A 4,294-nucleotide genomic window follows, 5' to 3' on the forward strand; every position below is an offset into this window, starting at 1 on the left:
GCTCGATCTGCAAGCCGAACGACAGGCGGATGCCCGCCAGTTCGGACAGGCTGACACAGCCCAGTTCGGGACAGCCGAAACCGAGGTCGGCCAGCCCGAATAACGTGTCACCATCATCATACAGCTCGGTCGCCAGCCATGTCGCAGCACCCAGCGGGTTGAAGAATTTGACGACCGGCGCGGGGTCGGGTTCGTGGGTGCCGGTTTGCATCGCATCACGATGCGCTGCGGCATTCACGCGCAGCGCGGCGTGAAGCTCGGGGGTCAGAAGGATCATGCCGAGATCCTTTCGTCCTGCGGAGCTTGGCGTTCGCCGGTCTCATCGCGGGAAGTGTCGCCTTGGGTGGCCTCGGCCTGAACCGCTTCGGCTTGGGCGGCGGCGTGCCGCGCCAGCAGCCAGTCGGCGGCCTTGCTGGCGGCGCTGGCGGCGCGGAAGATTGCGCGATTGTCCTCGCGCAGCACCGCAAGTAATCGCGAGGTGTCGATAATGTGAAGGAACGCGGCCAGATTGGCTGATGTCTGCGGTTTCCGGCCAACATTCCTTCGCATTATTCAGAGCGTGTCGAGCCAGGCGAGTACGCTTGTATCGCGCTTCCAGGATGGCTTGCCGCCGGGTGTGGTCGGAGCGGCAACCTGTTCCAATGCCTTCCGTTTCGTTTCCAGATTGGCCCTCGCATAGTGGTTGGTCGTGTCGAGGCTCACATGGCCGAGCCAACTGCGGATGACCGTGACGTCGACGCCCGCCGAGATGAGGTGCACGGCGGTGGCGTGCCGGAAGGCGTGCGGCGTCACATGCTTGGCACGCAGCGTCGGCGTGGTTTCTGCCGCAGCCCTCACGTAGGCGGCAAGCTTGAACCGGACACCCGAGGCACTGAGCGGTTCGCCATAACGGTTGACGAACAGCCTCTGGTCCGGCGCCCGTGGCTGTCGCTCGAGCAGCTTACTCAGCAGCAGGACCGTTTCCGGCCAGAGCGGGCAGATGCGTTCCTTGCGGCCCTTGCCGGTCAGGCGCACGCAGCTCGGGCTTTCGAACCGGATCGCTTCGGGGCACAGATCGAGCGCTTCCTGTATTCGTGCGCCGCTGTTGTAGAGGAACGAGAGCAGCGCATGGTCGCGCATACCCTCGATCGTAGAACGGTCGGGCTGAGCGAGGATCGCCGTCACTTCCGCCGGATCGAGGTAGCAGGGCTCCGATACCGGCGCGCGCTTGATCGGGATGTTGAGGATTTCGACGCATTGCGCGATCGATGGGGGATACTTGGTGGCCACGAAGTGGAAGAAGCTGCGGAGCGCGGCAAGCCGGCAGTTGCGCGTGCCGATCGTACCGCCGCGTTCGTGCTCGGCATGGCTCAGGAACGCGGCGACCTCGCTGGCTGTCAGATCGGCCAGCGTGATCACCGCCACCTTCTTTCCAGCACGCTGCGCGACGAACCGCAGGTACAGCCGCCAGGTATCGCGGTATGATCGAACCGTATGGATGGACGCGTTGCGCTGTTCGACCAGCCATTCGTAGAAGAACGCGCGCAGCAGGTTCGGGAACGGGTCGGCCTTGCTCATGGCTGCGCCTCCTGCCCCAGGCTGAGGCATTGTGCGCCCACTGCACGGAACCGCTCGTTGGCGTGGTGCAGCAACTCCTGCGTGACCGTGATGTAGACCAGCGTGGAGTTGATATCCCGATGGCCGAGGTAGGTCGCAAGGAACGGCAAGCGCTCCTGCGGGTTGATGCCGGCGCGATACCATTCGAGGATGCGGTTCACGACCATCGAGTGGCGCAGGTCATGAAGGCGCGGTCCGGTGAAGCCGCGCGGCGGCTTCAGCCCGGCCCGGCGGATGACGTCGACCAGCAGCCAGGCGATGGCCTGGCTCGAGTATCGGGCACTGCGCTGCTCGTGCCAGAACAGTCCGGAGCGCGGTTCTTGCGATGCTCCGGCCCGCCGCCGCGCATCGATATAGGCCCGAAGCTCGGCCACCACGCTTTCGGACAGAGGCAGGATCCTCGTCTTGAAGAACTTGGTCTGCCGCACCGTGATCGTGCCGTTATCTAGGTCGATGTCGCCAAGATCGAGCCGGGCTACCTCGCCGCACCGCAGCCCCGCACAATAGGCCATCATGAGCATGGTATGGATGCTCAACGGGCGAAGCGGCACTCGCGGCGAGGGATAGGTTCGGGCGATATCGAGCATCCGCCGGACATCGGCGGGGGAGTAGATGTGGGGCTTGCGGAACTGCTTCGCCACTTGCTTGATCGGCCGCGAGTCCGGACGACGCGGCGGGATCGACGGGTCCCGGTGCCGGAGGATTTTTGCCAGGACGCGCTTCAGCCTCTCGCATTCGGCGGGATGATTGGGCGCCGACTTGGCGCTTGCCCAGTGTTCGAGCATCACACCTATCGGCTCATCTTGCAGGGCCGGGTTCAGTTGCAGGAACCTGTCGAACCGGACGAGCCACACGGGCTGACAGGTGTACTTGTAGCCGCGGCTCCGCATCAGATCGACGTGCTCGGCCATCATCGCGCCCAGGACGCTGCCGAACGGTTTGGGCCGATACAGCGCGGCAAGGGCCTGGTTCGGATCGGGCGACGCCAACGCGCGCCACACGGGCATGCACTGCTTGATATTGCATGCATCGCGCAGGTCGCCGACGGGATTGCGTTCGATCGCTCCGATTTCCAGAAGATGATCGAGGAACCGGTCGATGATGCGGGTGCGGTGCAGCCGCGTCGTCGCAGCCCATCGGGTTGACGACGCCTGAAGCCAGGCCACCAGCACGTCCTGGTCGAGTTCGGCGTGGCGCTCGACCTCGTCCTGGAAGCTGTTGAGCGCCTGCTTGTACACGGTGCGGGTCTTCGGTCTGCGCAGATCAAGGTCGGCCACATAGCGCTCGACCAACTGCCGCTCGGGATCGGGCCAGATCGTCATGACCGCACCTCCCGTCCCGGCACGCAGAGCGCGATATCCCTGAGGTCCTCGGTGGCCAGTTTGAGGTAGGGAGCGGTGGACTCGGCCGAACGGTGTCCGAGCATGTCTCCGATGATTTTCTGCGGCACCGCGGAGCGCAGCATTTCGACTGCGCGCGCATGGCGGAAGATGTGCGGACCACTCTTGCCTGGCGGCTCGACCCCGGCGTCATGAAGCCGCCGCCGCACCGCGCTGGCCAGCATCCCGAGCTTGCGATAGGGCGCGCGCGTGCGGATGAAGACTTCCCGGGCGTCGGTCTCGGGCCGTCCGGCGCGCAGATAGGCGAGCACCGCTTCGCCTACCGGCGCCATCAGGGGCAGGTACGAACAGGCCCGGGTCTTGGTGTGTCTGATGCGGATCGCTTCCGCGCGCCAGTCGATGTCTTCGATCCGCAGGTTGCGGATCTCGCTCGACCTCAGGCCATAAGTTGCGAGCAGTTGTAGGATCGCATGGTCCCGCAGCCCAATAGGCGTTTTGTCCTGCCCTGCAACTCGCAGGACAGCAGCGATCTGGTCCCGCTCAAGGATCGAGGGCACCCCCTCGTAGGCGTAAAGCAATGGGGCGATTACGTGCGGCGACAAGTCGATCGCGGTGCGACCCGTGCGGTGCAGATAGCGGAGGATCGAGCGAAGCCGCTCCGCGACATCCTTCACTGATTTGCGCGTCTGGTGGGGGGTGCGCGTTTCCATGTAACGGTCGATGTCGCCGACGGCCATTTCCATCAGGCTGTCGACGCCGCATCGATCAAGCTGCCAGGCGAGGAAGTTCCGGCCCTCCCACATCAATGCGTAGATACTGGGCTCCGCAAGGCCCCGTTCCTCGCGCAGCCAGGTCTCGTATTCGTCGCAGATCGCAAAGCGCAGCGCATCTGCTGCACAGGTTGCTTTCGGCGCGGGCGGCCACTGGCCCTGTGCAAGCCGCAGCAATGCGTGGATTCCAGAGCGCGGAATGGAGTGCCAGTACGGCCCCGGCGACCGACCATGGCGTTTGCGGAACATCGCGATCGCATGGTGCAGGTAGTGCGCCACCTGCGCCTCGGTCACCTCGGTGATCGGGATGCTCCGCCGGGCAAGATAGTCGAGGAACCCGCGCGCATAGGCGCAGTAGTTCCCGGCCACCACCGGGCTGTATCGTTGACTGATCAGTGCGACTTTGAGTTCGGCGATCAGTTCGCAATCGGTATTCGGCATCGAAGGCTCCTCTGCTGGTCAAACGACCGCAGAGGTTTGTCGTGAAATAATGCGAAGCAAAGACCATCAGATAACGGCGGAATTCTGCGGATTTCAGACGCTAAAGCCGCGTTCCTTCACATTATCGATACCTCGCGATTACTGGAA

Annotated in this window: 4 protein-coding genes and 1 pseudogene; all 5 read right to left on the reverse strand. The window is 64.1% G+C overall.

What is annotated here, in order from left to right; genetic code table 11:
* Positions 1-277, reverse strand: a 277-nt coding sequence (locus IL54_RS19275; RefSeq protein WP_037479655.1) for a DUF2958 domain-containing protein, incomplete at its 3' end; no start/stop codon positions are given.
* A pseudogene (locus IL54_RS23755) lies at positions 274-516 on the reverse strand (hypothetical protein); the annotation flags it as partial. The pseudogene IL54_RS23755 and the gene IL54_RS19275, both read right to left, overlap by 4 nt.
* Before the next feature lie 36 nt (positions 517-552).
* The gene (locus tag IL54_RS19285; protein WP_035386812.1) at positions 553-1,557 is read right to left on the reverse strand and encodes a site-specific integrase; all 1,005 of its coding nucleotides are present in this window, start codon (positions 1,555-1,557) and stop codon (positions 553-555) included.
* Positions 1,554-2,918 (reverse strand): tyrosine-type recombinase/integrase, encoded by a 1,365-nt coding sequence (locus tag IL54_RS19290; protein ID WP_037479658.1) that lies wholly within the window; start codon positions 2,916-2,918, stop codon positions 1,554-1,556. Before IL54_RS19290 ends, IL54_RS19285 begins: the two co-directional genes overlap by 4 nt.
* Entirely contained in the window at positions 2,915-4,147 is a 1,233-nt protein-coding gene (locus tag IL54_RS19295) for a site-specific integrase (RefSeq protein WP_016510902.1), read from the reverse strand. Before IL54_RS19295 ends, IL54_RS19290 begins: the two co-directional genes overlap by 4 nt.
* Between the last annotated feature and the right edge of the window lie 147 nt (positions 4,148-4,294).

Origin of the sequence: Sphingobium sp. ba1 (assembly GCF_000743655.1) — a bacterium.
Taxonomy (GTDB): Bacteria; Pseudomonadota; Alphaproteobacteria; order Sphingomonadales; family Sphingomonadaceae; genus Sphingobium.

Coding starts and splice junctions, on each gene's coding strand:
- IL54_RS19285 (WP_035386812.1), bottom strand. CDS start 1,557: ATGAGCAAGGCCGACCCGTTCCCGAACCTGCTGCGCGCGTTCTTCTAC.
- IL54_RS19290 (WP_037479658.1), bottom strand. CDS start 2,918: ATGACGATCTGGCCCGATCCCGAGCGGCAGTTGGTCGAGCGCTATGTG.
- IL54_RS19295 (WP_016510902.1), bottom strand. CDS start 4,147: ATGCCGAATACCGATTGCGAACTGATCGCCGAACTCAAAGTCGCACTG.